Source organism: Chitinophaga sp. CB10 (assembly GCA_001870995.2).
Classification (GTDB): domain Bacteria; phylum Bacteroidota; class Bacteroidia; order Chitinophagales; family Chitinophagaceae; genus Chitinophaga.
Genome location: MLAV02000019.1, coordinates 1 through 24,847, shown reverse-complemented (window position 1 = coordinate 24,847; position 24,847 = coordinate 1). Strand labels below are relative to the sequence as shown.

The 24,847-nt window shown below is 52.0% G+C and carries 20 protein-coding genes; 15 read left to right on the top strand and 5 right to left on the bottom strand.

The window, feature by feature from the left end; translation table 11 throughout:
- Positions 1–321 precede the first annotated feature (321 nt).
- On the bottom strand, positions 322–750 hold the full coding sequence (locus tag BOC67_RS21765) for a DUF2809 domain-containing protein (protein WP_291913596.1): 429 nt from the start codon (positions 748–750) through the stop codon (positions 322–324).
- A gap of 132 nt (positions 751–882) precedes the next feature.
- Between BOC67_RS21765 and BOC67_RS21760 the strand changes: the two genes are divergently transcribed.
- From BOC67_RS21760 to BOC67_RS21730, 7 genes are all read left to right on the top strand, one after another.
- Positions 883–2,550, top strand: a complete 1,668-nt coding sequence (locus tag BOC67_RS21760) for a glycosyl hydrolase family 18 protein (protein WP_291913594.1) — start codon at positions 883–885, stop codon at positions 2,548–2,550.
- Between the two features lie 220 nt (positions 2,551–2,770).
- A complete protein-coding gene (locus tag BOC67_RS21755) occupies positions 2,771–3,400 on the top strand; it encodes a hypothetical protein (protein ID WP_291913592.1) in 630 nt (209 codons plus the stop codon).
- Between the two features lie 9 nt (positions 3,401–3,409).
- Entirely contained in the window at positions 3,410–4,072 is a 663-nt protein-coding gene (locus BOC67_RS21750; RefSeq protein ID WP_291913589.1) for a hypothetical protein, read from the top strand.
- Complete coding sequence (locus BOC67_RS21745; RefSeq protein WP_291913586.1) at positions 4,030–4,818, top strand: ATP-binding protein; 789 nt, start codon at positions 4,030–4,032, stop codon at positions 4,816–4,818. The genes BOC67_RS21750 and BOC67_RS21745 overlap by 43 nt, the downstream gene beginning before the upstream one ends.
- A 107-nt stretch (positions 4,819–4,925) precedes the next feature.
- Positions 4,926–5,594, top strand: coding sequence for a response regulator transcription factor (locus BOC67_RS21740; protein WP_291913584.1), 669 nt, complete (start codon positions 4,926–4,928; stop codon positions 5,592–5,594).
- A gap of 36 nt (positions 5,595–5,630) precedes the next feature.
- Positions 5,631–6,191, top strand: a complete 561-nt coding sequence (locus BOC67_RS21735) for a GNAT family protein (RefSeq protein ID WP_291913581.1) — start codon at positions 5,631–5,633, stop codon at positions 6,189–6,191.
- Positions 6,192–6,295: 104 nt separating this feature from the next.
- On the top strand, positions 6,296–6,979 hold the full coding sequence (locus BOC67_RS21730; RefSeq protein WP_291913579.1) for a hypothetical protein: 684 nt from the start codon (positions 6,296–6,298) through the stop codon (positions 6,977–6,979).
- 292 nt (positions 6,980–7,271) lie between these two features.
- On the opposite strand, the gene BOC67_RS21725 is transcribed toward BOC67_RS21730, so the two are convergent.
- The 4 genes from BOC67_RS21725 to BOC67_RS21710 all read right to left on the bottom strand — a co-directional run bounded on the left by BOC67_RS21725 (position 7,272) and on the right by BOC67_RS21710 (position 9,965).
- Positions 7,272–7,943, bottom strand: coding sequence for a response regulator transcription factor (locus tag BOC67_RS21725; RefSeq protein WP_291913577.1), 672 nt, complete (start codon positions 7,941–7,943; stop codon positions 7,272–7,274).
- Positions 7,940–8,737, bottom strand: a complete 798-nt coding sequence (locus BOC67_RS21720; RefSeq protein ID WP_291913575.1) for an ATP-binding protein — start codon at positions 8,735–8,737, stop codon at positions 7,940–7,942. Before BOC67_RS21720 ends, BOC67_RS21725 begins: the two co-directional genes overlap by 4 nt.
- Positions 8,727–9,071, bottom strand: coding sequence for a hypothetical protein (locus BOC67_RS21715; protein ID WP_291913573.1), 345 nt, complete (start codon positions 9,069–9,071; stop codon positions 8,727–8,729). The genes BOC67_RS21720 and BOC67_RS21715 overlap by 11 nt, the downstream gene beginning before the upstream one ends.
- 408 nt (positions 9,072–9,479) lie before the next feature.
- Positions 9,480–9,965: a hypothetical protein gene (locus BOC67_RS21710; protein WP_291913571.1), complete on the bottom strand. Its 486-nt coding sequence runs from the start codon at positions 9,963–9,965 to the stop codon at positions 9,480–9,482.
- Between the two features lie 823 nt (positions 9,966–10,788).
- Here BOC67_RS21710 and BOC67_RS21705 point away from each other — a divergent pair.
- From BOC67_RS21705 to BOC67_RS21670, 8 genes are all read left to right on the top strand, one after another.
- Positions 10,789–13,374 carry an alpha-L-arabinofuranosidase C-terminal domain-containing protein gene (locus BOC67_RS21705; protein ID WP_291913569.1) on the top strand — a complete coding sequence of 862 codons (2,586 nt, stop codon included), beginning with the start codon at positions 10,789–10,791 and terminating at the stop codon, positions 13,372–13,374.
- Entirely contained in the window at positions 13,374–15,545 is a 2,172-nt protein-coding gene (locus BOC67_RS21700) for a family 43 glycosylhydrolase (RefSeq protein ID WP_291913567.1), read from the top strand. The genes BOC67_RS21705 and BOC67_RS21700 overlap by 1 nt, the downstream gene beginning before the upstream one ends.
- Before the next feature lie 91 nt (positions 15,546–15,636).
- On the top strand, positions 15,637–16,203 hold the full coding sequence (locus BOC67_RS21695) for an RNA polymerase sigma factor (protein ID WP_291913565.1): 567 nt from the start codon (positions 15,637–15,639) through the stop codon (positions 16,201–16,203).
- Positions 16,204–16,342: 139 nt separating this feature from the next.
- Complete coding sequence (locus BOC67_RS21690; RefSeq protein WP_291913561.1) at positions 16,343–17,497, top strand: FecR family protein; 1,155 nt, start codon at positions 16,343–16,345, stop codon at positions 17,495–17,497.
- 104 nt (positions 17,498–17,601) lie between these two features.
- Positions 17,602–21,180, top strand: a complete 3,579-nt coding sequence (locus BOC67_RS21685; RefSeq protein WP_291913559.1) for a SusC/RagA family TonB-linked outer membrane protein — start codon at positions 17,602–17,604, stop codon at positions 21,178–21,180.
- A 12-nt stretch (positions 21,181–21,192) separates the two neighbouring features.
- Positions 21,193–22,650, top strand: a complete 1,458-nt coding sequence (locus BOC67_RS21680) for a RagB/SusD family nutrient uptake outer membrane protein (protein ID WP_291913558.1) — start codon at positions 21,193–21,195, stop codon at positions 22,648–22,650.
- A 15-nt stretch (positions 22,651–22,665) separates the two neighbouring features.
- On the top strand, positions 22,666–23,820 hold the full coding sequence (locus BOC67_RS21675) for a TlpA disulfide reductase family protein (RefSeq protein WP_291913557.1): 1,155 nt from the start codon (positions 22,666–22,668) through the stop codon (positions 23,818–23,820).
- A 281-nt stretch (positions 23,821–24,101) separates the two neighbouring features.
- The gene (locus BOC67_RS21670; RefSeq protein WP_291913556.1) at positions 24,102–24,677 is read left to right on the top strand and encodes a DUF4256 domain-containing protein; all 576 of its coding nucleotides are present in this window, start codon (positions 24,102–24,104) and stop codon (positions 24,675–24,677) included.
- Positions 24,678–24,847: the final 170 nt, after the last annotated feature.

The following is a 24,847-nucleotide window of genomic DNA, read 5'->3' as shown; positions in this document are numbered from 1 at the left end:
GAATAAGCTATTGGAGTAATAAATAATGATGCATTAGATTATGATGCAATTGGCTCATGGAGGAATAAGCTATTAGTGCAATAAAATAATAAAATATGATGCAATAGGCTCCTGGAGGAATAAACTATTAGTGCAATAAATAATAATGCATTAGCTGCGTGATGCAATAAATTATTAGTGCAATAAATAATAATGCATTAGCTGCATGATGCAATAAATTATTAGTGCAACTAACTAGCGATACCATTAACTATTACTGCAATAAACCGAAACTGCAATAAACTATCGCTGCATTAAACTAATACGGAGGAATGAACCGCATCAAGCTGCCGTTCCGGACCCTTGCTGCCGCCCCCGCAGTGTTACTTTCTCCCCCAACCAACAAACCCCATACCCCAGGGTAACGCCCAGTACATAGCATACCATATCGCTCCACCGGAACCCATAACCCAGCACCAGCCCGAACGGGAAGGTATGACGCAGCCGTTCCAGCCAGGGAACCGTTATCAACTGCTGTAACTCAATGCCTACGCAAAACAGCAGGCCCCACAATACTACCATCCATAACCGCCATCGTGGAAATAGAAACCGCAAACCAAATACAATAAACGTGGCATAGAGGATATCGCCACCGTACACACGCAGCAGCCGGGGAAATACACATTCCGGGTCACGGGTGGCCAATCCCAGCCACATCGTCAGCGGAATGAGGGTCGCATAAAGTACTCTTAGCGTAGTGTTGCGGGACATAGTGTACCAAATGTACAGCTAATCTTCTCCACTGACGTAGTAATGTAGTACTCGATAAATATGATACCAGTACTGATTCTGATACTTTTGCGGCGAAGCTTCTTTCTTATTACTCACTGTAAAAATTCCCTTATGAAAGCAAATCTATTCAGTTTGTTTTGCCTGCTTTGCTGCCTGCTCACCGCCAGCGCCCAAACGCCTTTCAGGGTGGTAGGCTATATGCCTTCCTGGGCAGGAAGCGTAAGCGCCGTGCAATACAGTAAATTAACCCATATCAATTATGCGTTCCTGTTACCCACTGCAACGGGTGGACTGCAGCCCATTGAAAATCCTTCCAAGTTGCAAAGCCTTGTTTCCACCGCGCATGCTAATAATGTAAAAGTGCTGATCTCCGTGGGTGGTTGGAATAACGGGAACGACAGCGCCTTCGAAACGCTCGCTGCCAATGCCACCTATCGCACAAACTTCGTGAACAACATGGTCAATTTCGCGAACCAGTACAACCTGGACGGGGTGGACATCGACTGGGAATACCCCGATGCCGGCGCTTCCGCGAACAACTACATCTCGCTGATGACACAGCTCAGCACCGCCATGCACAACCAGGGCAAGCTGCTTACCGGGGCGATTGTAGGTACCGGCGGGTCCAGTATTCTTAGCAGCGCCTTCGCGCTGGTGGACTTCTATACCCTGATGGCCTACGACTACAATGATTTCGATCACTCTACCTATAACTACGCCACACAATCAGTGAACTACTGGCTGGGCCGGGGCCTGCCGGCTTCCAAACTGGTGCTGGGCGTGCCGTTTTATGGCCGCCCCACCTGGGAGTCCTACGCCCAGCTGCTGGCACGTGGCGCCAGCCCCAATGCGGACGTATTCGGGAATGTTGGCTACAATGGCATCCCCACCATCAAAGCAAAAACCAACCTGGCATTTGACCAGGGCAGCGGTATCATGATCTGGGAGCTGTCCCAGGACGCCACCGGGGCCAATTCCCTCCTGTCCGCCATTCACGAAGTTGTGGTAGCCCGCAGCGGCGGCGGCAGCAACCCAGCGCCCATCGGGAAGGTGATCACCCTTCGCGGCAACAACAACCTGTACGTCAGCGGGGAAAACGGCGCCACCGCCATGACCTGCAACCGCGCTTCCTATGGCAGCTGGGAGCAGTTTTCCGTACTGGACGCCGGCAATGGCAAAATTGCACTGCGTTCCATGGCCAAATATGTATCGTCCGAAAACGGTACCCAGCCCATGAATGCCAACCGTGCCACGGCGCAGGACTGGGAAAAGTTTACCTGGGTATCCAACAGCAACGGCACCATCTCCCTGAGAGCCAGCAATAATTTATATGTCAGCTCCGAAAACGGGGCCGCCCCTATGAATGCCAACCGCGCCACCATCGGCGGCTGGGAATCTTTTAACTATACGGTGGTAGGCAATGTGGTAGGCTCCGTGATCGCGCAGACCACCGGCACAACGGAAAAGACTTCCGCGGTGACGCTGGCAGAGATGTCCACCGCGCCTTCTTCCACATCGGCCGGTAAAGGCGCTACCGCCTTCAACGTGTACCCTAACCCGGTATCCGCCGGCGGTAACATCTTCGTGAAGTTACCGGAGTATAATAGTAAGTCGCCCGTAAAAGCGGTACTCCTCAGCGCCGGCCGCCAGGCCCTGGTGCAACAACAGGAAACCAGCGGCAGTTTTACAGTGAAAGTAGCCAATGTGCCTGCCGGCACCTACTTCCTGGAAGTAAGCCATAACGGTAAAGTGTACACGCAAAAGATAATAGTACAGTAGCCTTTCTTAGATCTCAGCAGGCGCAGGCCCTCCCATAGCGGAGGGCTTGTGCATTTTGGCATACTGCATAGGGCGGCTAACCATTTAACTTTTCCACGTTCCCCGCGGAGTTATTCTTTCTCCCCAAAAAAACAAAAGCTGTTTTTCACCTTTTTTTAGCGGGTATCTACTGGCAGGCGCTTGCGCCGCTTGCATTAGCTTGCCGGAAATTACCTGACACATGAAATTATCCCATGCCGTACTCACTGGCATCTTCTGCTTTGCCACAGGCGCAGGAGGTACCTATTTCCTCATGAAAGAAGATATTAAGCGCCATTACCAGCCGGACGGTCCGGCCCTGAGCGATGTTAGCGGCGTGGACCTGACGCCCGCGCAGGCAGCCGCGTACGTCCGCAACTACGGCCGGCGCGTACAGTATATTGCCGGCTACCAGGATTCTGCCAGGTCGTGGGTGAAGCGCGACTCCCTGCATGACACCCGCTGCGTATGGTTTCCGAAAGGGGAAATTTCCCAGCTGGATTCGATCATGCGGAGTAATGATACCCTGAGCGGGCTGCGGATTTACTTAGCCGCCTATGATTTTAATTATCATGAACAAACTGCTGCCGGCAAGTATGAAAAAATACCGCCGATGGCTTACTGGAACCGGACTACCCTGATCATGGTGCCCACGTACGACGGGGTGAATAAGCAGGGGGATAGTATCCACATCGATTTCATTACCAGGGAACCGCGTGGGAAGCTGCTGGCAGGTAAAGCCTTCCTGCGGGATGCCTCCCCGGAAAATAAAGGAGAGCTTTGCCCTCCTGGCGACTGCCCGGAAAAAGGCGCGCTGCTCATGGAAGAATAAACTCATCACATGCTGTTAACCGTTAATACTGCTGTTGAGCTAACCTGCTTCCTGGTGGCGGGGATTTGTCTGCATCGCGACGAATCCGCCGCCTGGAAGCGCATGATCCCTTACCTCGGCCTCGTTTGCCTGACGGAAATGGCCGGCATCTACCTCCGCAGGCAGCTGCACGTCAGTAACACCTGGTTGTACAATCTGTATCAATACGTGGAAATGACGGTCATCTGGTCCTTCCTGTATTATCATTTAAAGCCTTACCTCAAAACCGGGAAGTGGTATTACCTGATCCTGGCGGCGCTGTTACTGGTATTTGTAACGGAAACGTATATACGGGGATGGTATGTGTTCGCCAATATCTCCGCCTCCGTAATGTCCGTGGTGTTTATCGTGGCCTGCCTGTACTACTTCCTGCTGGTGATCAGGGATGATCATTACGTGGAGCTCCGCGTGCATGCCCCCTTCTGGTGGATAAGTGGTACGCTGCTGTATTATTTCGGCAGTACGGCCTCCAATATTTTCTTTGATTACCTGGTGTCGGATGCAGTCATGAATTTGCCCTTTCCGCTCCGCTACATTGTTTTCAATATTCTGAATGTATTGTTATATTGTTGTTGGTCATACTCATTTCTATGCAGATATCGTCAAAGGAATTCCTCTTCCTCTTCAGTCTGATCACCCTGATTTTTTTAATCGCGCCGTTGTTCCTGATATATTATTTCTCCCTGTATAACAAGCGAAAGAAAAAACACATGGAAGAAAAAGAGGAGCTGAAAAAAGCCTTTGAACATGAGTTGCTGAAATCGCAAATGGAGGTAAGGGAACAAACGCTGAAGACCATCGCGCTGGACCTACATGATAATATTGGGCAGCTGCTCGGTCTTACGATTATGACGTTAAGCGCTATCAACCCGGACGACGGCCAGCGTGCCATGGAAAAGATCGATGCCGCTACGGAATTTGCGAAAAGGTCCGTCAAAGAGGTGAGGGCCCTGGCCCGCCTCCTGCATGGGGAAGAGCAGCTGAGCCGGGGTTTGGTGGCCGCCATTGCCACAGAGCTGGAATGGATGGCGAAGGCCCGGCAATACCAGGTAATCTACGATCATAACGTCCCGGAAATCCCGGCCAGCAGGGATAAGGAAACTATGGTGTACCGGCTGTTCCAGGAATCCCTGCATAATATTTTCCGCCATGCCCGGGCAAAGGAAATCCGGATTAACCTGGATTACCGGCAGCAGCGGCTCCGCCTTGCCATTGCGGATGACGGGGTCGGGTTTAATGTACCGGAAGTGCTGAAGATGCAGAAGGGCATGGGGTTGCATAACCTGCATAAACGAGCGGGTATGATCGGCGGAGAAGCGGTGATACATTCGGCCCCGGGCGCGGGCACGGAAGTCGCTATCACTATTCCTTACGGGTGAATGGCGATCCTTATTTTCCCTATGCGGAGGAGCGCCGGTAACCCTGCTAAGTTCCATTGCTGGCAGATGATTCCCCTGAACCCAGGAGCTATATCAATTCCATACATATGAATAAAAATCCCGCTAACCCAATCCCTATCGCCATCATAGATGATCATACCCTGTTCCGCCAGGGCCTCATCAGTCTACTCTCAGAGTACCCGGAAATAGACATCGTTTTTGAAGCGGCAGACGGCCTTGAAATGCAGCAGCGCTTCGCCACTGCGCGGGTTATCCCCGAAGTTATCCTGATGGATATAACCATGCCCGTTATGGACGGATTTGCCGCTACGGCCTGGGTGCGGCAGCAGTACCCGGATATACACGTCCTCGCCCTTTCCATGCGGGAGGATGACAAGGCGATCATCCGCATGCTGCGCAGCGGCGCGGGCGGGTACCTGCTGAAAGAATCCAAAGCCCTGGAACTGCTGAACGCTATTAAGACCATCCGGGAACATGGGCATTTTCTGAACGACCTGGTTACCCTGCGGCTCCTGCGCAACCTGCAAAGCAACAGCAACAGCGCCGGCGGCACGGAACTGGAACTGAGCAACAATGAGCTGAAATTCCTGCAATTATGCTGCTCCGAGCTTACCTACAAGGAAATTGCGGACCAGATGAACCTGAGTCCACACACGATCGATAACTACCGCCAGGAAATTTTTCAGCGGTTCCATATAAAATCACGGACAGGATTAGTTTTATTTGCGCTGCGGAATGAATTAATTTCGCTCTGACCTATATTTAGTGTACTATAAAAACTAATTGCACGTATGAAGAAACTGCCCGAAATCTTCCCGCAGTTGACTACGGACCGTTTGCTTTTGGAACCGATCACTATGGACATGCTGGAAGACATCTACTTTCTTTTCACCGACCCGCATGTGGTAAGGTTTTACCATGTAATACCTTTTTCCACCATGGGCAAGGCCATGGAGCTGATCCGGCATTACCACAAGGCCTTTAAGGAAAAAGAAGGTGTACGTTGGGCAATGATCCTCAAAGGTAGCCGACAGGTGATCGGCACCATAGGGCTGCATCATTTCAACAGCAGCAACAGGGCTACCTTCAGCTTTGATATTTCCAGCAACTGGTGGAAAAAAGGGTTTATGACAGAGGCGATGCATGCCGTGTTGCGCTACGCTTACCAGGAACTGGAGCTGCATCGCATACAGGCGGAGGTCGTGAACCTCAAAGCTGACGTGACCGCTATACTGGACCTGTTCGGCTTTGTAAAGGAGGGGCTGCTGCGCGACTGGCAGCGCCAGAACGACGTGTACGAGGATATGCACGTGTATGCCTTGCTGCGGCATGAGTATGGCCGCGGCGCCTGACCTTGAAATTACCTGAAACGTTCCGCAGAGGCCGCCGGCGGCAAAGTTTCCCTGCATGATGGTTTGTTTTTTGTTGGCATATATATGTACTAAAAAGTCAAATTATGAAAACTGCCACTACAAGGAAGAAGCCGGTAGCCAAACGGAGAAAGGCCACTACCAAGTCCGACAGCTATAACAGGTTCAAGGAGTATGAAGGCCGGCAATACACCGGCGTACAGGTAGGCAGAGGCCACCATTGGCATTACGATCAGGGGGATTGGAAGGAAACGAAGATTACGCCCGATTTATGGGAAATTTCCTACAAAGTGATGAAGCGGCGCACGGGCAAGGCGCCGGAAGGCTCAGGGGTGCCGGTAGGCACTGCTTATCACTGGTATATACTGGCGCACCAAAGTGCAGTAAAGGAAAATGCCAACGATTATATGACGACTATGACCGGGCTTAAATTCAAGATCGCGCATAAGCGGGCGGATAAGCCCAAGTGGAGTACCTCCGGCGCTACGCAGCGCAAACACCTGATCGCATTTTTGAAGCAGTTCATCGCACAGCTGGAATCGAATGTGATACCGCTGCAGTTTGAGGTGAAAGGCGTGCAGTACAAGGGGGAGGCCATACCCATTGCCGATACCTGCAGTAAGGGAGTGTGTTACCAGGCGGAGGTGATGCTGAATGATGAGAGCCTGGGTATCATTCGCTGCGCGAAAAGCGGCTGGAAGATGGATTTGGTGAAGGATCAGCAGCTGATTGATGCGATTGGGAACGAGATTATGTTGTGGTTTGAATAGCGGGGGTTTTTTCTCGCAAAGCGGGGAAGGATTTTAAGCTCGCAAAGGTTTGTGTTTTGTTTTTATCCGACGGGGTTTTTTTCTCGCAAAGCGGGGAAGGATTTTAAGCTCGCAAAGGTTTGTGTTTTGTTTTTATCCAACGGTTTTTTTCTCGCAAAGGAGGGAAGGATTTTAGGTCCGCAAAGGTTTGTGTTTTGTTTTATAATTCAGCTTTTTTCCCGCAAAGCAGCATTCAGCAACATTTCCCTTATGCCGCTTTGCGGGAAAAAATCAATATCCTTCCTAAAAAGTTTTACGGTAATTTATCCAGCATCACAATCCCGTGTTTGAGAGCGTAGGTTACCAGGCCTACTCTGGTTTTCACCTGCAGTTTTGCAAAGAGGTTGTCGCGGTAGCCGTCGATGGTACGGGCGCTGAGGCACATCTGGTCGGCTATTTCCTTATAGGTCAGTTCCGTGCAAACGAGTTTGAGGAAGGTGATTTCTTTTTCCGTGAGGTTGGTGGCGAAGCGCGTGGTGTTGCCTTCTTCCTCGGCTTCGTTGATGGAGTGAATCAGTTTGCCGGTCACCATTTCGGAATAGTAGAAGCCTTTGTTGATTACGGAGTTCATGGCTTCGCGGAGTTCGGACGGCTCGCTGTCTTTCAGGATGTAGCCTTTGGCGCCGGCTTTGAACATGCGGACGATGGATTGCTCGTTGTCGTACATGGATAATGCCAGGACTTTCACCGCAGGATAATTCTTCTTCAGCCAGAGGCAGGTTTCATAACCATCCATTTCCGGCATATTGATGTCGAGCAGGATGATATCCGGCAGGTTGTCCGCCGTAAGGCGGCTGATAAGTTCCTTGCCGTTGTTGGCTTCAAACAGGAGATTATAGTCGTCGAAACTGGCGATAAGGGTACCGAGGCCTTTACGGAAAAGGGCGTGGTCATCCACCAGTACTATGCTGATCTTTTTATTCATATCAGTTGTTGTGGAAGCAGGTAGGGCAGGTTCACTTTTACGACGGTGCCGCTGGGCAGGTTGTCTGTAATGTGGAGTGCCGCGCCGATAAGATTGCTTCGTTTATACATGCTGCGCAGCCCTATACCGCTGGTTTCCTGTTGTTGCAGCCGGGAGGTGATGCCTTTCCCGTTATCTGCTATTTCCATGAGGCACTGATCGGGGCGATAATCCAGCAGGATACGGATGGAGGTGGCTTGCGCGTGCTTGATAATGTTGTTTAAAACTTCCTGAAATATACGAAATAGTATCAATTCTTTGTTGGCTTCCACGCGAACGGGATTGCCTTCTATCTGGAAATCGATTTCATAGGCGCCCGTACGGCGGAGGATTTCCACTTCCTGTGCGATGCCGGCGCAGAGGCCTTTTTCGGTGATGAGGTCCGTATCGAGGCTGCGGCTAAGGTTGCGCAGGTCGTGAATGGCTTTGGTAAGCAGTTTCTTTGAGTCGGTAATTTTTTCGTGCAGGTCGTTGGTATTGGCAGCATCCATGGTGCTCACGTGAAGTTTGACGAGGCTGAGTACCTGACCGATGTTGTCATGTATTTCCTGCGAGATGTTCTTTTGTGTTTGTTCCTTGATTTCCAGCTGCGCCCGGAGTAGTTCCTGGTCGTAGGTGGATTTTAATTGTTGTTTTTCCTGTTGGTGGGCGGCTTTGCGTCGCAGGTATATCATCCAGAAGGCGATGATAAAGCTGATCAGCAGGAGGAACAACAGGGTGGCCATTACAATGCTTAAGATGATGTCATTTTCCATTTTCACGATAATGAGCTATGTTGGCAGTTTGTGTACGATAATCCTTCCATATTCCGATGGTAAAGAGGCCATACATAGTGATGTTAAAAATACTCTGTATCACCCAGAGCCGGGTCATCAGTGAGTCCGGGTGAATTTTGATATACTGCCATAATGAAAATACCAGCATAGTGCAGGGCGCGTACAACAGGATCCCGGTGAGGTACCAGAAGAAGGGCTGGGAGGGAGATATCCCGTCCGTTACTTCGTACTGATCGAGGATGATGAGCAGTATCCACCCGGTGTACACCAGGTTGTTGACGGATACGGCTTCGCTGATGAATCGGGCCGACAAACCATTCCAGCCTACTATGCCAATATTGAAGAGCGTTACTAAACACGTTGTGATAATAAATAACCGTTGCCGGTGTTTATGTATGATTTTAGGGTATAAGAGCCTGCCTATAAGTGCAATTTCTGCTAAAGTGTACAGATTGTATGTTGTATTCAGCATGGGTCCTTTAAGGATGAAAGCTCTCATAAGCTGAGGGATAGTAGCAAGTGCTACTATCCCCAGTATAATTCTGGTATCTGCCGACGTGTACCTGAAGCAGTAGATACCCGTTATAAGCGGGCATACTACGATCCAGATCGAGATTTCGCTCAAGACTTCCTGTAGATGCATAAGGCCATTGGTATAGTACGCTAATGGGGATGTATTTACGCAAAATACTGAAGTTCCGGCGAAAATCTGCTGTCACCGTCAGGAAGCATTTTGAATCTGGGTTACATTGGTTGCCGGCGGGTGTTCCACTCCCACATAAGGAGGATCGCCGGCGGCTATGGCAGATTTGAGCAGCGCGCTGCCCTCTTTCATGCCGGTAGCTTCCAGGATAACGCCATTTTCCAATGCGGCATTCATGTCTTTAAGTACGGGAGGCTTACAGGGGATGACCATTACCGTAGGGTCACCTTTTTTGAAAGTCTCGCTGGCTTCGGGGTGCGCGCCTGCCACCACCATAAAGCATTCAGCGCCACTGTCGAGCAGGGCGGTCAGTTCAGCCCTGCTAAACAGGAATCCGTTGTCATTGCTCAGGAAATAGTTGGTTACTGCCTCGTCGTGCAGGATGCCGGTGGCTATCCGCAGCCCAAGTTCCATTTTACGGTAGTAGCTTTTGCGAGCTTCCATAATCCGGCGGGCCTCTTCGAGGTTGATTTCCTTACCAGATGCGAATTGTTGTTCCATCATTTGAAGTTTTAGGGATTAAATCATCAAATTGTATAAAATCGTTTTTATAATGCATTCCGAAAAAGGGAGGCGCCGCCGGTAGGACAGCAGCACCGCCCGAATCTTTGGGGAACGATACACTGCGCTAATAAGATAGCGCCGGATAAGGACAATATTGATCAGACCCAGTGAAAGCGGGCGCCGTTGCTTCCGAATCAGAAACAGCAGTCGCCTGTAAATTGTTGTAAGGAACGACGAACGAATTGTAGTCCGGGAAAACAGACCGCGGATGATGTAAGTATATCAGCAGATGCACGGATACAAGTAACAGTAAAACCAGCATAAATTTCATCTCTGAGTGTTTTGGTAACAGTAGCTTCGGTTAAGAATCAAAAGTAAATATCACAAGGGGAGGCGGCAATGGGAAAAACAACCGGAGGGGTACCGTGTTTTCACGGTATTTAACGGGAACGGCTATATGTTTTTACAGGTAAGGTATTGTAAATGAGTGGAATGGGCTGGGAAGTTTTCTTGTGGGGGAGCGGCGGGGCAAATACTTTACGGGTAAGCCGGGAGAGCAACGGCACTTAAAGGGAAATGAAAAAAAGCTGTTTCTTCAGGGAAATTACATGGGCAGCCGTTAATGGCGCTTCCTTGCCAATATACGGCAGCCTCCCTGCGAAAATTGCCGCAGGACTTTTCCATATTCCCCGCAGCCATTTCTTTCTCCCCCCACCCAAAAAATAATTTCCCCGCTTATAAATGTAATATTGACAATTATATATTTAAATCCTATTTTAGAGCTTTCCCGTTTAACACGTTATTTACCTATTCCACTAATGTTATGAAAGATGTTGTTTTAAAAGTCTTTTTTACAATTATTGTATTTTATATAGCGCCACTTACCAGCACGGCAGGTACGCCACCCGGCCACCCTGACTCGGTGTACCTGTTCTCCTACGGCACCGCTAAAAACGGCCACCATAACGGGTTGCACTTCGCCTGGAGCAAGGATAAACAGCACTGGACGCCCATCGGCAACGAATTCAGCTACCTCCGCAGCGACTATGGCCGCTGGGGCAGCGAAAAACGGATGCTCCACCCGTTCCTCTTCACGGACCAGCAAGGGCAGTGGCACCTCGTATGGGCCCTCAACGAAAGGGAGCCCGCCTTCGGCCACGCGGCCTCGGCGGACCTTGCCAACTGGGGCAGGCAAAGCTACCCGGCTCTTACCAAAGGAAAGAATTTCTGTAACCCTGTGGTGACGTACAACAGCGCCGCCAACCTGTACCAAATCACCTATCACGACAGTACGCAGCAATATTTTCAAATTGCCACTACTAACTTTAAAGACTATACGACGCCGAAAGAAGTGGCCGCCGTTCCCAACCCCAGCATAACGCTGGAACTGCCAACCGGCAAAGGTTACGGACAACTGCATTACGTGCCCTGGCGCGTGGTGGAACAGCTGGAACGGACATACGAAATTGAACAATACAGTCGCCTGCAGGATGCGGAAAGCACCGCCAACGACGCTACCCGATTCGCCAGGCTGAAACCCCTGCAGGTCGCCATCAAAGCGCAACCGCAGCAGGCAAAGCCCATCAGCGATATGCTCATGGGCGTGTTCTTCGAAGATATCAACTACGCCGCCGACGGTGGACTGTACGCGGAACTGATCCAAAACCGCGACTTCGAATACACCCCGGCCGATAAAGACTACAGCGATCGCTCCTGGAACAGCACGCATTCCTGGACCGCCAGCGGCCTGGAACTGCGCATCGACAGCGCCGGCGCCATCCACGAAAACAATAAGCACTACGCAGTTATCACAGTCGCCCAACCCGGCGGCAGCCTGCAAAACAGCGGTTTCGACGGCATTAACGTGCCCGCCGGCAGCAAATTCAACTTTTCCATGTTCGCAAAACCCATCGGCAGCAAACAGGCCGCTTATTCGGTGAGCCTCGTATCCGCGAACGGTAAAACGCTTGCCAGCGCCACCCTGCGCTATAACGGCAACGCATGGACGAAAAAACAAACCCAACTCACCGCCACCAGCGGCGACGCCAACGCCCGCCTGGAAATAAAACCGCTCGCCGCCGGCGCCAGCGCAATAGACATGGTTTCCCTCTTTCCGCAAAATACATTCAGGAACCGGCCCAACGGCCTCCGGGCGGACCTCGCCGCCAGCATCGCCGCCCTGCATCCCCGCTTCGTCCGCTTCCCGGGCGGCTGCGTGGCGCATGGCGATGGCCTGGGCAACATCTACCGCTGGAAAAATACCATCGGACCGCTGGAAGCGCGTAAGCCACAGCGCAACCTCTGGGGGTATCACCAGTCGGCCGGACTCGGCTACTTCGAATACTTCCAGTTCTGCGAGGACATTGGCGCAGCGCCGCTGCCGGTGATCGCCGCCGGCGTGTCCTGCCAGAACTCCGGCACTGGCGGCGGAGGCCAGCAGGGAGGCATTCCCATGGCCGATATGCCCGCCTATATCCAGGATATACTGGACCTGATCGAATATGCCAACGGCAGCGCCAGCACCACCTGGGGTAAAAAACGCGCCGCCGCCGGCCACCCCGCGCCGTTTAACCTGCAATACATCGGCATTGGCAACGAGGACCTGATATCGGACGTCTTCGAGGAACGCTATGCCATGATCATAAAAGCCGTGAAGGAAAAACATCCTGAAATTACCGTCATCGGTACAGTAGGGCCGTTTTGGAAAGGCACTGATTATGAGGAAGGCTGGAAAATTGCCGATGCGCTGCATATCGATTGCGTGGATGAACACTATTACCAGTCGCCGGGATGGTTTATCAACCACCAGGATTTCTACGACAGGTACGACCGGAACAAATCGAAAGTGTATCTCGGGGAATACGCCGCCCATGCGGCCGGCAGGGTGAATAATTTAGAATCCGCCCTGGCGGAAGCGCTTTACCTCACCAGCCTGGAACGCAACGGGGACGTAGTTTCCATGGCTTCCTACGCGCCGCTGCTGGCCAGGGAAGGGCATACGCAATGGCGGCCGGACCTCATCTATTTCAACAATACGGAAGTGAAGACTACCGTTAACTACGAAGTGCAGCAGCTCTTCGGGAAATATGCCGGCAATACCTATATACCGGCAACGGTTACACGCTCCGGCCCGCAGGATGGCGCCGGCAAACGCTTTGCCAGCTCCATTACCCGCAATAAGGCAGGAGAGGTGATCGTGAAACTGGTGAATATGCTGCCGGTGGAAGCCAGTGTGGATATGGATCTGAGCGGGATCCTTTCCAGGGAAGTAAAGGCGGAGAAGCTGGAACTTTCCGGGGACCCTGCCAGAACAGGCGCCCGCACAGTGGCCGGCAGCGCCGATATGAAAACAAATACCGGTATTAAACTTGCGCCTTATTCGTTGACAGTGATTAAATTTAAACCTTGATGAACCGGTTGCTGCGTGTACTTCAATCAGAAAGGCTGCTGATAAATCTTGCGCCTAATTTACTGCTCCTTCTCCTCGCCGTCGCGCCAACTGCGCTGCTGGCGGCCGTTTCAGACAGCGCTTACCTGTTCGTGTACTTCACCGGCAACCGCAAAAGCGATGAAGCGGTCCGTTACGCCATCAGCACTGATGGCTACCGTTTCCGTTCGCTGAACAATAATGAACCGGTCATATCGTCGGCCGCTATCAGTTCCACCGGCGGTGTGCGTGATCCGCACATCCTCCGCGGGCAGGATGGTAAAACGTTTTACATGGCGGTTACGGATATGGTGTCCGCTAACGGCTGGAACAGCAACCGGGCCATGGCACTGCTGAAATCTACGGACCTGATCAACTGGTCGTCTGCTATTATCAATATCCAGCAACGGTTTCCGGGGAATGATAGTTTGCTTCGCGTATGGGCGCCGCAAACGATTTACGATAAAAAAGCCGGCAAATACATGGTGTACTGGTCCATGAAACACGGCCAGGAGCCTGATAAAATTTATTACGCCTACGCCAACGATGATTTCACAGACCTCGCCACCGCGCCTGCACAGCTGTATTTCAGCCCGAACAACGGCGCCTGTATTGACGGGGATATCATTGAAAAAGATAACCGTTACTACCTCTTTTTCAAAACGGAAGATGGCAAACCCGGTATTCGTGTAGCCGTTTCCGATAGGGTGAACGGCGGCTATCAGCTCCGCCACGGGGAAGTGCAGCAAACGCAGCAACCCGTGGAAGGCAGCGGCGTCTTCAAACTCAATAACAACGAGGGTTACATCCTGATGTACGATATGTACACTTCGGGCAAATACCAGTTCACAAAAAGTAAAGACCTGCAGCATTTTGAGGTAGTGGACAAGGAGGTCAGCATGGATTTTCAGCCGCGGCACGGCACGGTGATGCCGATTACCGGGGCGGAATTAGCGCGGTTGATTACCAAGTATGCTACAGCAGCGGGTTTTATGGGTACCATTCATGATCCGGCTATCCGCCGGCAGAACATCACCATGGACACGGCCCGCCGTACGGTGCAGGTGATGGTAAAGCCTGGAACGGACCTGAAGCGCCTGCAGCCAGCGTTTGAACTGGCGCCCGGCGTGCGCATCACGAAGCTGGGGACGGATTTTTCAAAAGGGAAGGTCGACTATAAGGTAAGCATCCAGGGCCGCCCGGCGGAAGTATGGTCCGTGGTAGCAGTGGCCAATAACAACACCGTGCTGGATGGCTTTTATGCTGACCCGGACGTGCTGTATGCCGCCAAAACCGGCAAGTACTACATCTATCCCACGAGCGATGGATTTGCCGGCTGGTCGGGCGCCTACTTCAAATGTTTTTCCTCGCCTGACCTCGTCCGCTGGAAGGAGGAAGGTAAAGTGCTGGACCTCGGGACAGACGTAACCTGGGCCCATACCAAGGCCTGGGCGCCGTGCATCATCGAGCGTAAGGAAGGCGATGGGTATAAATATTACTATTATTACACGGCTGAGCAGAAAATCGGTTTAGCTGTTGGCGATGATCCGGCGGGGCCGTTTCACGATATCGGCCATCCCCTGATCGATAAACGCCCGCAAGGCGTAAACCGCGGCCAGGAAATAGATCCGGAGGTTTTCCATGATCCCGTAAGCGATAAATATTTCCTCTATTGGGGCAACGGGTATATGGCGGTGTCAGAGCTCTCCGCCGATATGCGTTCGCTGAAGGAGGGGACGTTTAAGGTGATCACCCCTGATGCGACGTTCCGGGAAGGCACGACTGTTTTTTACCGCAACGGAAAATATTATTTCCTCTGGTCGGAAAACGATACCCGCAGCGAAGATTACCGGGTGCGGTATGGCACGGCCGACGCGCCGGCAGGCCCTATTAAAGTGCCTGCCAATAACCTGGTGATAGCGAAGGATACGGCGGCCGGTATTTATGCCACGGGCCATAATTCCATCATACAGGTTCCCGGGAAGGACGAGTGGTACATCGTTTATCACCGGTTCAATTATCCCAGTGGCATCCGTTGGGGAAGGGCCGCGGGTTATAGCCGGGAGGTGTGCATCGACCGGTTGTATTTTAATGAAGACGGGAGCATCCGGCAGGTAACGCCCACGCATAAAGGAATTGATCCCGTGCGCTGATGCCGGCAGAGATACTTGTGCGGTTGCTATCTTTTTTACTATTTTTATCCCCGGTATGTCCGGGGAGTCCAACTATAGTGAAATTGACGTCTTGCGCCGAATTGCGGAAGGAGATGAGCAGTCTTTTACAGCACTGTATCATCGCTATTCGAATAAGGTTTATACTTACCTGCTGCGGATGACCAGGTCCCACGAAATAGCAGAGGAGCTACTCTACGATATCTTCACTAAGTTATGGACAGGGCGGGAGTTGATCACTGAAATTCAAAACATGGACTCCTTCCTGTCCAAAGTCGCCTATAATAAAGCTATCAGCTTTTTCCGTTACACGGCCAGCCAGCGCAAAATGCAGCAATATGTAGCCCGGCAGATGGAGCATGCCACGGTAGACGATGCCGCTGATAAGCTGCTGGACAGCGAAGCGCGGGAACTGTTGCAGGAAGCCATCCGCCAGTTGTCGCCCCAGCGGAAACTGGTATTCACGCTCTCCCGCGAGCAGGGGCTCACACATGAGCAAATCGCCCGGCGGCTGAACCTTTCCACGCAAACCGTGAAAAAGACGATGTCGCACGCGCTGCAATCCATCAGGGAGTTCCTGCATAAGCGTGGTATGGAAGGGGCGGCGCTGCTTTATTTTTATATGGAGTCAAAAAAATAAAAATTTTTTCCCACGTTGTAGGTGGCCATGGTAGCCGGTTCTGGCGATTTATTTTGCCTGGCTTCAAAAAAAATTTCTTCTCCCAATACCTCCCCGCTCTATTTGGCGCGTCTGTTATATATAAGCCACTTTTTCACAGATGTCTGACCAGTCGAAACGATTAACATTTTTATTCGGGAAATATGCCGCCGGAGATGCCTCTGCTGAGGAGCTGCAGGAGTTTTGGCAACTGCTCGCCACGCACGGGGAGGACGAAGGTCTGTCCGCTGAAATGCAGTCCTGGTGGGGTAAGGAGGAGTCAAAAATGGGGGATAGGGGGGAAAAGATATTGCATCGTGTACTGGCAGCGCCGCGTAATCCGCGGCGGTACTATCCTTTGCGGGCAGCCGCGGCAGCCGTCCTGCTGATAGGGTGTGCGTGCTTCTATTACCTTCATCGCCACCAGGCCGCTCCCATGCCCATGGCTAAAGTAGCCAGGGCGGCCTATAAAAATGATGTGATGCCGGGCGTTACCGGCGCCACCCTCACACTGGCGGATGGCACGGTGGTGCCGCTGGACAGCGCAGGGGCGGGGTTGTCGCTCATGCAGGGAAGTACGCAGGTTGCCGCCGTCAATGGTACGGTGGAATATAAAGGCAACGCCACTTCGGCCGCCTTGCTGTACAATACGCTCACCACCCGCAGGGGGCAGCAATACCCCGTGAAATTATCCGATGGTACGCTGGCCATCCTCGACGCAGGATCGTCTATCACCTATCCCGCGGGATTCCCGGCGGACCGCCGCGAAGTGACCGTTACCGGGCAGGTATGGTTCGACATCGCTACAGATGCATCGCGGCCATTTATCGTAAAGCATAACAACAGGCGAATAGAGGTGTTGGGCACCTCCTTTAATATAAAAGCTTATGAAGAAGAGCCAGGCCTGGAAGTAACGCTGGTATCCGGCAGCGTACGGGTAACCAACGGAACGGCGAGCCAGGTGCTCAGGCCCGGCCAGCAGGCGGTTTTATCCAATAACAGCACAGGTATCACACTGGCCGCTGCCGACGTAGCAACAGCCACCGCCTGGAAAGACGGCAACTTTGAATACAAAAGCCGCAGCCTGACTTACGTCATGCAGGACGTTGCCAGGTGGTACGATATAGAAATCGTGTACGAGGGCGCACAGCCAACCGATACTTTTACCGGTGGATTCAGCCGCTCGGTCACACTTACTGAATTACTGACTATTCTCGAAATGAGCAGGGTTCATTTCAAACTGGAAGGACGGAAATTAACGGTGTTATCCAGGTAGTATCGCCGCACAGCGACCAAAATTTTATAAGTCTAAAACCAACCAAAATTATGCAGTCATCTGCTAAGGGGACAACCTGTCCGCAAACTAAGGGCAATCGGGCGATGCAGCCATTCAAACAGCGATGGAGAACGATGGTATGGGTAGCAGTACTAACCATTGCCGCGCAGCCGTTATGGGCGCAAAACATTAGCCTGAGCGCTAAGCAACAACCGCTTTCACGGCTGCTGCCGGAGCTGAAGCGGCAAAGCGGTTACCAGTTTTTTTACAACGATGCCATGCTTGGCAAGGCGACGCCGGTATCCCTGGAAGTAAAGGAGATGCCGCTGAAAGACGTGCTGCGCATCATCTTTAAGGATCAACCGCTGACCTATGCGATCGTGGCAAAAACGGTAGTCGTAAAAGATACGGTGATTGCTTCTATGATCAATGTGGAAGGCATCGTCCGTGACGAAAGCGGTATGCCGGTAGCCGGCGTAAGCATCCAGGAGAAAGGTAAGGCGAAGGGCGCCATTTCCGGCAGCGACGGGCGTTTCGCCATCAGCGGGGTAGGGTCCAACAGCACCCTCCTGTTTTCAGGGCTCAATGTGGAAGCCCTGGAAATTAAGCTGAACGGCCATGGGGACCTGGCAACCGTTACGCTTCGCACGAAAGTAACCGCGCTCAATGAAGTGAATGTAGCGGTATCCACCGGCTACCAGACGATCTCCAAAGAGCGCAGCGCCGGCTCTTATGCCAAGCCCGACATGAAAGTGATTGCAGAACGCTCTACCAGCATGAACATCCTGCAACGCCTGGATGGCCAGATACCAGGCCTGGTGATCAACAATTCCCCCAGCGCCACTGCGGATGGCACGCCGTTTCTGATCAGGGGGCTGAACACGATCAACTCCGACAAAAATCCTCTCGTAGTGGTGGATGGTATTGCCATGGATGTAAACAAGATCACGACCGTCAACCCGCAGGACGTTGCGGATATTACCGTGCTGAAAGATGCTACTGCGGCGAGCATCTGGGGAGCCAGGGCTTCCAACGGCGTTATCGTCATTACCACAAAAAAGGGAAAGGCGGGTAAGCTCAAAGTGAGCTATGACGGGTTTGTGAATTTTCAGGGCAAGCCGCAGTACGATTATTTTCCCATGATGAACAGCAGCGAGTATATCAAGGCAGCCAAAGAAGTATTTGACCCGGTGTACATGCCATACACCCGCGCTACGACGTATGATCCGCTGAACTCCGTGTACGGCCTTTCGCCGGACCGGCAGATATTGTATGACATCAGTCGCGGCGTACTTACACAGGAGCAGGGCAATGCCAAACTGGACAGTCTTTCCCGCATCGGCAACCTGGCATCCATCGGCGACCTGTACCGCCCGGCCAGGCTGATGAACCATACTATTTCCGTAAGCGGCGGTTCGGAGAAACATACTTTCTATAACTCTTTCGCCTATACGGATAACCAGTCGTACCTGCCCGGCAGCAGCGATAAGACGTTTAAGCTGAATACCCGCCAGGATTTTAACTTCAACCGGTGGCTGAAAGTATTCATCAGCGCGGACCTCACGAATAATAACACCAATGATAACCGCGCCATCGTGGCGGATAACCGGTTTATCCCTTACCAGCTTTTCAGGGATGGCAGCGGCCGCCCGATCGACATGCCGTTTATGGGCTACCTCAGTGAGCGCCAGCGGCCGGATATTGAGAATGCCGGGAAGATCAATATGAATTACAATCCCATAGAGAACGCGAACACCGGCTATACGAAAGCCGCTACTTTCAATGGCCGTTTTAATACGGGGCTTACCGTGCAGCTGTATAAGGGCCTGCGTTTCGAGGGGATGTACGGGTATGTGAAGGAATCAGGCAGGCGTCGTTTATACGTTGACGTTAGTAACTACCAGCAGCGGTACAACATCCTGAACTTCGCCGTAGTAGGCAGCAATGGCGTGGTGAATTACAACATGCCAACCAAGGGCGGGAAGTACACCGTGTACAACACCTCCCTGGATAATTGGGTGGTGAGAAACCAACTGTATTATGATAAAAACTGGCAGGGCGGAAAACATCAGCTGACGGCCCTTGCCGGCGCTGAAGCCCAGCAGCAACGGACCGTGCAGAACAGAAGTACCGTGTACGGGTATGACGTGGATTTACAGACCTTCCCGTTACTGGATTATAAATCCCTTACTACCACCGGCGTGATGTATCCGATATTGCCGAACCAGATCGACAAGGTGAGCTCCAAGCTTTCTGCCGGCGATTCGGAAACGGGCGCTTATTTCGGGGAGTCGGAGTCCGTGCCGTTATCCCGCTTTACTTCCTATTATGGGAACGTGGCGTATATGTTTAACCGTAAGTACAACCTGAATGCCAGCTGGCGTAACGACCAGAGTAACCTCTTTGGCCTCAACAGGGCCGCGCAACGCAAGCCGGTATGGAGTGTTGGTGGAAAATGGAATGTCGGGAACGAACCTTTCCTTCAGCCGGCCACGTGGATGGAGGCATTGAGCATCCGCGCCACTTATGGGCTGACGGGCATTTCCCCCAGACCCGGCTCTGCATCTTCCTATGATATTTTTAACCCTTCCATTGTAAGATATGTACCGGGAGGCCAGGCGCTGGCGATTGCCACGCTGAGTAACCCGGACCTGACCTGGGAAAGTACCAAAACCTATAACCTGGGTATTGACTTTACCGTGCTGCACGGAAGGCTGAGCGGATCGATAGACGTGTATAAGAAGCGTACGGAAAACCTGCTGGGCAACCTGCCGGTGAATCCGCTGGCCGGCGCGAATTTCATTTTCGGGAACGTAGGATCGCTTAATAATAACGGGCTGGATGTGGCGCTGAACAGCGTGAACCTGCAAACGCGGGATTTTAGCTGGAGCAGCACGTTGAATCTTTCCTACAATAAAAATAAACTGACCAACCTCGGGCTTATTACTACGCCTATTACCCGCGGGGATCAAATGATCGGCAAAAATTACGTGGTCGACTATCCGGCGTTTTCCGTATTCGCCTATAAATACGCCGGGCTGGACGCTATGGGCGATCCGCAAATCCAACTGGCCGATGGAAAGATCACGAAGGCGCAGAATGTGAGCAAGCCGGAAGACATTGTGTATAAGGGCGTGTATCAGCCGGTATGGAGCGGCGGTTTCGCGAATATGTTTACGTACAGGGGATTTACGTTGTCCGTTAACATGATCTTTAATATGGGAAATGTGATGTACCGCCCTGTGAATACGCTGTATTCAGGCACGGTGAATGTGAGCTACCTGAACTTCAGGGCGGGTAATATTCACGAAGAGTTTGCCAATCGCTGGCGCCAACCGGGGGACGAGAAGGTGACCGATATCCCGGGGTTTATAGCCAATGCATCGACCAGCAGCAGTCGCAGGTATATCAATTATTATACAAAGGGGGATGTGAATGTGGTGGATGCTTCCTACATCAAGGTGAGGGATATCACGCTCTCCTACCAGGTGCCGGCGAAGGTATTGCAGCTGCTCCGTGCGGAGGGCCTCAGTTTCCGCGCGCAGCTTTCCAACCTGATGTTATGGAAGGCTAACCGGTATGGCCTTGATCCTGAATTCTCGAACAATACGGCCCCGGGTTCCGCCGCCGCGATGCCATTCAACCAGAAGGCCATTACTGTTGGCGCTCATTTAACGCTCTAAAACTGATTATGCATGAAAAAGGTTGTAAGAAATATAGCAGTACTCTCACTTTCCATGATAAGCCTGGGGAGCTGCAAGAAGGATTTTTTGGAAGTAACGCCGAAGGGTAAGCTGATAGCGCAAAAGACGGTGGATTATGACCTGATATTGAACCAGTCGTCCCTGCATCAGTTTATGACATTTTCCCCTATGGTGATGGGGGATGAAGTGACCGGCTCCCCGAACTTTACGACGCTTGGCTTTGGGGCCAGCACGCTGGCGGACCAGGAGGCGTTCAAATGGGCGGATGATATTTACCTACCCAGTATTACCGATTCAGAGATTACAGCGTTTGTAAAGCAGGTCTATAGCTACAATAAGGTGATCAAGGAGGTGATGGCATCCACGGGCGGCACGGAGGCGCAAAAGAAATCGATATTGGCGGAAGCGCTTACGGGAAGGGCCTGGGTGCATTTTATGCTCGTGAATTTATACGGGAAGCCTTACCATGCGGCTACAGCGGCTACGGACCTGGCTTCGCCGTTGTTTATGACGCCGGATGTGACGCAGACTACCTTTACCCGTGCTACGGTGCAGCAATTATACGATCAGATCATTGCGGACCTTAAGGAGGCTATCCCGCTGCTGCCGGCTACTATCAGCAACCGCGCCCGGGCGGCACGGCCTACGGCGCAGGCGATGTTGGGGAAGGTGTATGTGTTCATGCAAAAGTTTGACGAGGCGGCGCCGTTGTTGAATGCATTCATTGATGCTTTGCCTCAGGCAACTACCAATGTAGGGTTGTATGATTATCATAAAGAATTTGCGCCGGGTGGCATATTTCTGCCGATAGACCCCATGTACGGTCCCAGCAGGCTGATGGTGGACTTGGATAAAGAAGTGGCCTATATGAAATCCGCCACCCGTATGTATGCGGCGGGGCTGGACGGCGTGATCCTCAGCAGTTGGGCTGCGGCCTTGTTTACGCCTGGCGATGAAAGGCTGAAGTTTTACAGTCCTCAAACCTGGATTACCTATGAAACCTATCCTAACGGCATGTTACGTGCCTGGGGGCAGTCGTATGCCAACCTGGGCGTAACGGTGCCGGATGTGTACCTGTTGGCTGCCGAGTGCAAGGCTCGCCTGGGGCAGTTGGCGGAGGCAGCGGAGGATGTCAAAAACTTCCGCCTTACCCGCGTGCCGGCGTCCGAAGCGCCGGTGGAGGCGGCAGTGGTAGGCAATAAGCTCGCTTTGGTGAAATACATCCTGGAAGAGCGTATCCGCGAAATGGCCATCACCGGTAATCGCTGGCTGGATATGCGGCGGTTGTCCGTCGACCCTGACTTTGCCGGCACGGTAGGCGATACCCATCATATTGTGGATATAAAAGGGAATATAACGGGCACGTATAAACTGAGGCCGGAGCGCCTGACCATGCGCTTCCCGATTTACGTAATGGACAATAATCCCAACATGGGCAATAATCCTTAACCAACCAATCATGCTATGAAGAAGATACTGCTTTTATTCAGCTGCCTGTTGGCGGTGGCTGCCAGCTTTGCCCAACAGGGATACACGCTGAAAATCAAGTTAAGTAATTATAAAAAGTATAAACCCTGGCTGGTGTACATGGATGGGGAGAAGCGTGAGGCGGACAGTGCGTTCACGGTTGAGAAAGGGTATCTGGTGATGCGGGGGAAGGTAAGCGAGCCGGTGATCGCGTATTTCAGCCTGAAGGGAAACCCTGCGCTGGAAGCGGTGGTAGACGGTCAGGTACTTACCGCGCCATATTTATCATTTGTATTGTCTAATGAGGAAATTATTATCAGGGGAGATGCCAATGCCATCTATGCCGCAAGTGTACGTGGCGGAAAAGGGAACCAGGAGTGGGCTGCCATCCGGCCACAGCAAGCCCGGATGGATCATGCCACGTGGAGGGCTATACGCGATTCGGCGGCGGCGTATCAGTCGGGTAGTGGATTCCGGAAGGTAGCGAATAAGATATACGGCGCCAAAGCGAAAGAGCAGCGGGCATTGGAGAATGAATTTACGGCGCGGTATCCGAATGCTATACTGAGTATGTACTACCTATACCGCACGCATGTATTTATGGAGTTTGATACCCTGAAGCAGGCCTTTGGCAAAATCGGACCGGATGCCAGGCAGAGTTGGTACGGGCGCTTTGTTGCAGCTAAAATTGCGAGCCAGGAAGCGACATCCGTAGGCAAGGCAGCGATCGACCTGCGAAAGAAAGATGCGCATGGCAACGAGGTGAGCCTGGCTACGCTGAAGGGCCGTTATGTGCTCCTGGATTTCTGGGGTACGTGGTGCCATCCTTGTCGTGCTTCGCATCCGCATTTAAAGGAGTTGTATGAAAAGTACAAGCCGGAGGGGTTGGAGATTGTAGGGATTGCGTCGGAGAATGGCGCTGACCTGGAAAAGAACCGCAAAGGGTGGCTGGCGGCTATTGAGCAGGACGGTATTCATTGGGTGAATGTATTGAATAATGAAGGGATTGAGGCGTTTGATGCGGTGAATGCCTACGGGATTGTGGCATTTCCTACGAAGATATTGCTGGATAAAGAAGGCCGGATTATCGGCCGATGGATAGGGAGTAGTGAGGAGTTGGATGCGAAGTTGAAGGAGGTGTTTGGGAAGTAGGGGGGATGGAGGCAAAAATGGGGGTGTTGATTTGGTGTTGGGTGGAGGGGTGTAGCAGGCAAGATGGGGTGTTGATTAGTGGTTGTTTGGGGAGTTGGAATAAATTGGAAGAGGTAGGATTGCAGTGATCTAAAAAAATGGGTAGCCGAATGCGGCTGTATCATTTCATGATACAGCCGCTTTTTACGTTCACCCGCCTTGACTGCTGGGGATTAAATTTTAAATTAGCAGTAAGGGGATACGGCGTACTGTGCCGTTTCCCGTTGTTTAAATTAACCTATATGGCAAAAAAGAAAGCTACTGAAAACCGTTTATCTGCTACAGCGCGCGAGGCGCTGCTGCATATCCTGCAAACCCGTTTCGAGAAAAATAAGTCACGGCATAAAGGCATTACCTGGGAGGAGGTACAGGAGCGGCTGGAAGCTGCACCGGGGAAGTGCTGGTCGTTGCAGCAGATGGAAGAAACCGGCGGCGAACCCGATGTAATAGGAAGGGATAAGAAAACAGGAGAGATTATTTTTTGTGATTGTTCTGTGGAAACGCCCAGGGAGCGCCGTAATGTATGTTATGATGCCGAAGCGCTGGCTGCCCGGAAGGAGCATAAGCCGGGCGATAGCGCGGTGGCCATGGCGGAAGCGATGGGGATTCGTTTGTTAACGGAGGCAGAGTACAGGCAGTTGCAGGAGTTAGGGGAGTTTGACCTGAAAACATCCAGCTGGATTGATACGCCGAAGGAGATCAGGAAGCTGGGAGGGGCATTGTTTGGGGATCGTAGGTATGATCATGTGTTTGTGTATCATAATGGGGCGTCGTCGTATTATGGAGTGAGGGGATTTAGAGGGGTGTTGATGGTGTAGGGGGAGGAATGTTAGTGGAGTATGGGGCATGCTGTTGGGCGCCGGTGGGCATAAATCTCCTTCGCCATTATCGGGAGTGTAAAATAAACTGTGTCAAGATTTAATTTACAATCGTAATTTCAGCCGCTCACCAAAAATAATTGATAATTGTGACACAGTCAAGCTCCAGT

Coding starts and splice junctions, on each gene's coding strand:
- BOC67_RS21705 (WP_291913569.1), top strand. CDS start 10,789: ATGAAAGATGTTGTTTTAAAAGTCTTTTTTACAATTATTGTATTTTAT.
- BOC67_RS21675 (WP_291913557.1), top strand. CDS start 22,666: ATGAAGAAGATACTGCTTTTATTCAGCTGCCTGTTGGCGGTGGCTGCC.
- BOC67_RS21720 (WP_291913575.1), bottom strand. CDS start 8,737: ATGGAAAATGACATCATCTTAAGCATTGTAATGGCCACCCTGTTGTTC.
- BOC67_RS21725 (WP_291913577.1), bottom strand. CDS start 7,943: ATGAATAAAAAGATCAGCATAGTACTGGTGGATGACCACGCCCTTTTC.
- BOC67_RS21690 (WP_291913561.1), top strand. CDS start 16,343: ATGTCTGACCAGTCGAAACGATTAACATTTTTATTCGGGAAATATGCC.
- BOC67_RS21700 (WP_291913567.1), top strand. CDS start 13,374: ATGAACCGGTTGCTGCGTGTACTTCAATCAGAAAGGCTGCTGATAAAT.
- BOC67_RS21735 (WP_291913581.1), top strand. CDS start 5,631: ATGAAGAAACTGCCCGAAATCTTCCCGCAGTTGACTACGGACCGTTTG.
- BOC67_RS21730 (WP_291913579.1), top strand. CDS start 6,296: ATGAAAACTGCCACTACAAGGAAGAAGCCGGTAGCCAAACGGAGAAAG.
- BOC67_RS21670 (WP_291913556.1), top strand. CDS start 24,102: ATGGCAAAAAAGAAAGCTACTGAAAACCGTTTATCTGCTACAGCGCGC.
- BOC67_RS21680 (WP_291913558.1), top strand. CDS start 21,193: ATGAAAAAGGTTGTAAGAAATATAGCAGTACTCTCACTTTCCATGATA.
- BOC67_RS21760 (WP_291913594.1), top strand. CDS start 883: ATGAAAGCAAATCTATTCAGTTTGTTTTGCCTGCTTTGCTGCCTGCTC.
- BOC67_RS21710 (WP_291913571.1), bottom strand. CDS start 9,965: ATGATGGAACAACAATTCGCATCTGGTAAGGAAATCAACCTCGAAGAG.
- BOC67_RS21740 (WP_291913584.1), top strand. CDS start 4,926: ATGAATAAAAATCCCGCTAACCCAATCCCTATCGCCATCATAGATGAT.
- BOC67_RS21685 (WP_291913559.1), top strand. CDS start 17,602: ATGCAGCCATTCAAACAGCGATGGAGAACGATGGTATGGGTAGCAGTA.
- BOC67_RS21755 (WP_291913592.1), top strand. CDS start 2,771: ATGAAATTATCCCATGCCGTACTCACTGGCATCTTCTGCTTTGCCACA.
- BOC67_RS21745 (WP_291913586.1), top strand. CDS start 4,030: ATGCAGATATCGTCAAAGGAATTCCTCTTCCTCTTCAGTCTGATCACC.
- BOC67_RS21765 (WP_291913596.1), bottom strand. CDS start 750: ATGTCCCGCAACACTACGCTAAGAGTACTTTATGCGACCCTCATTCCG.
- BOC67_RS21750 (WP_291913589.1), top strand. CDS start 3,410: ATGCTGTTAACCGTTAATACTGCTGTTGAGCTAACCTGCTTCCTGGTG.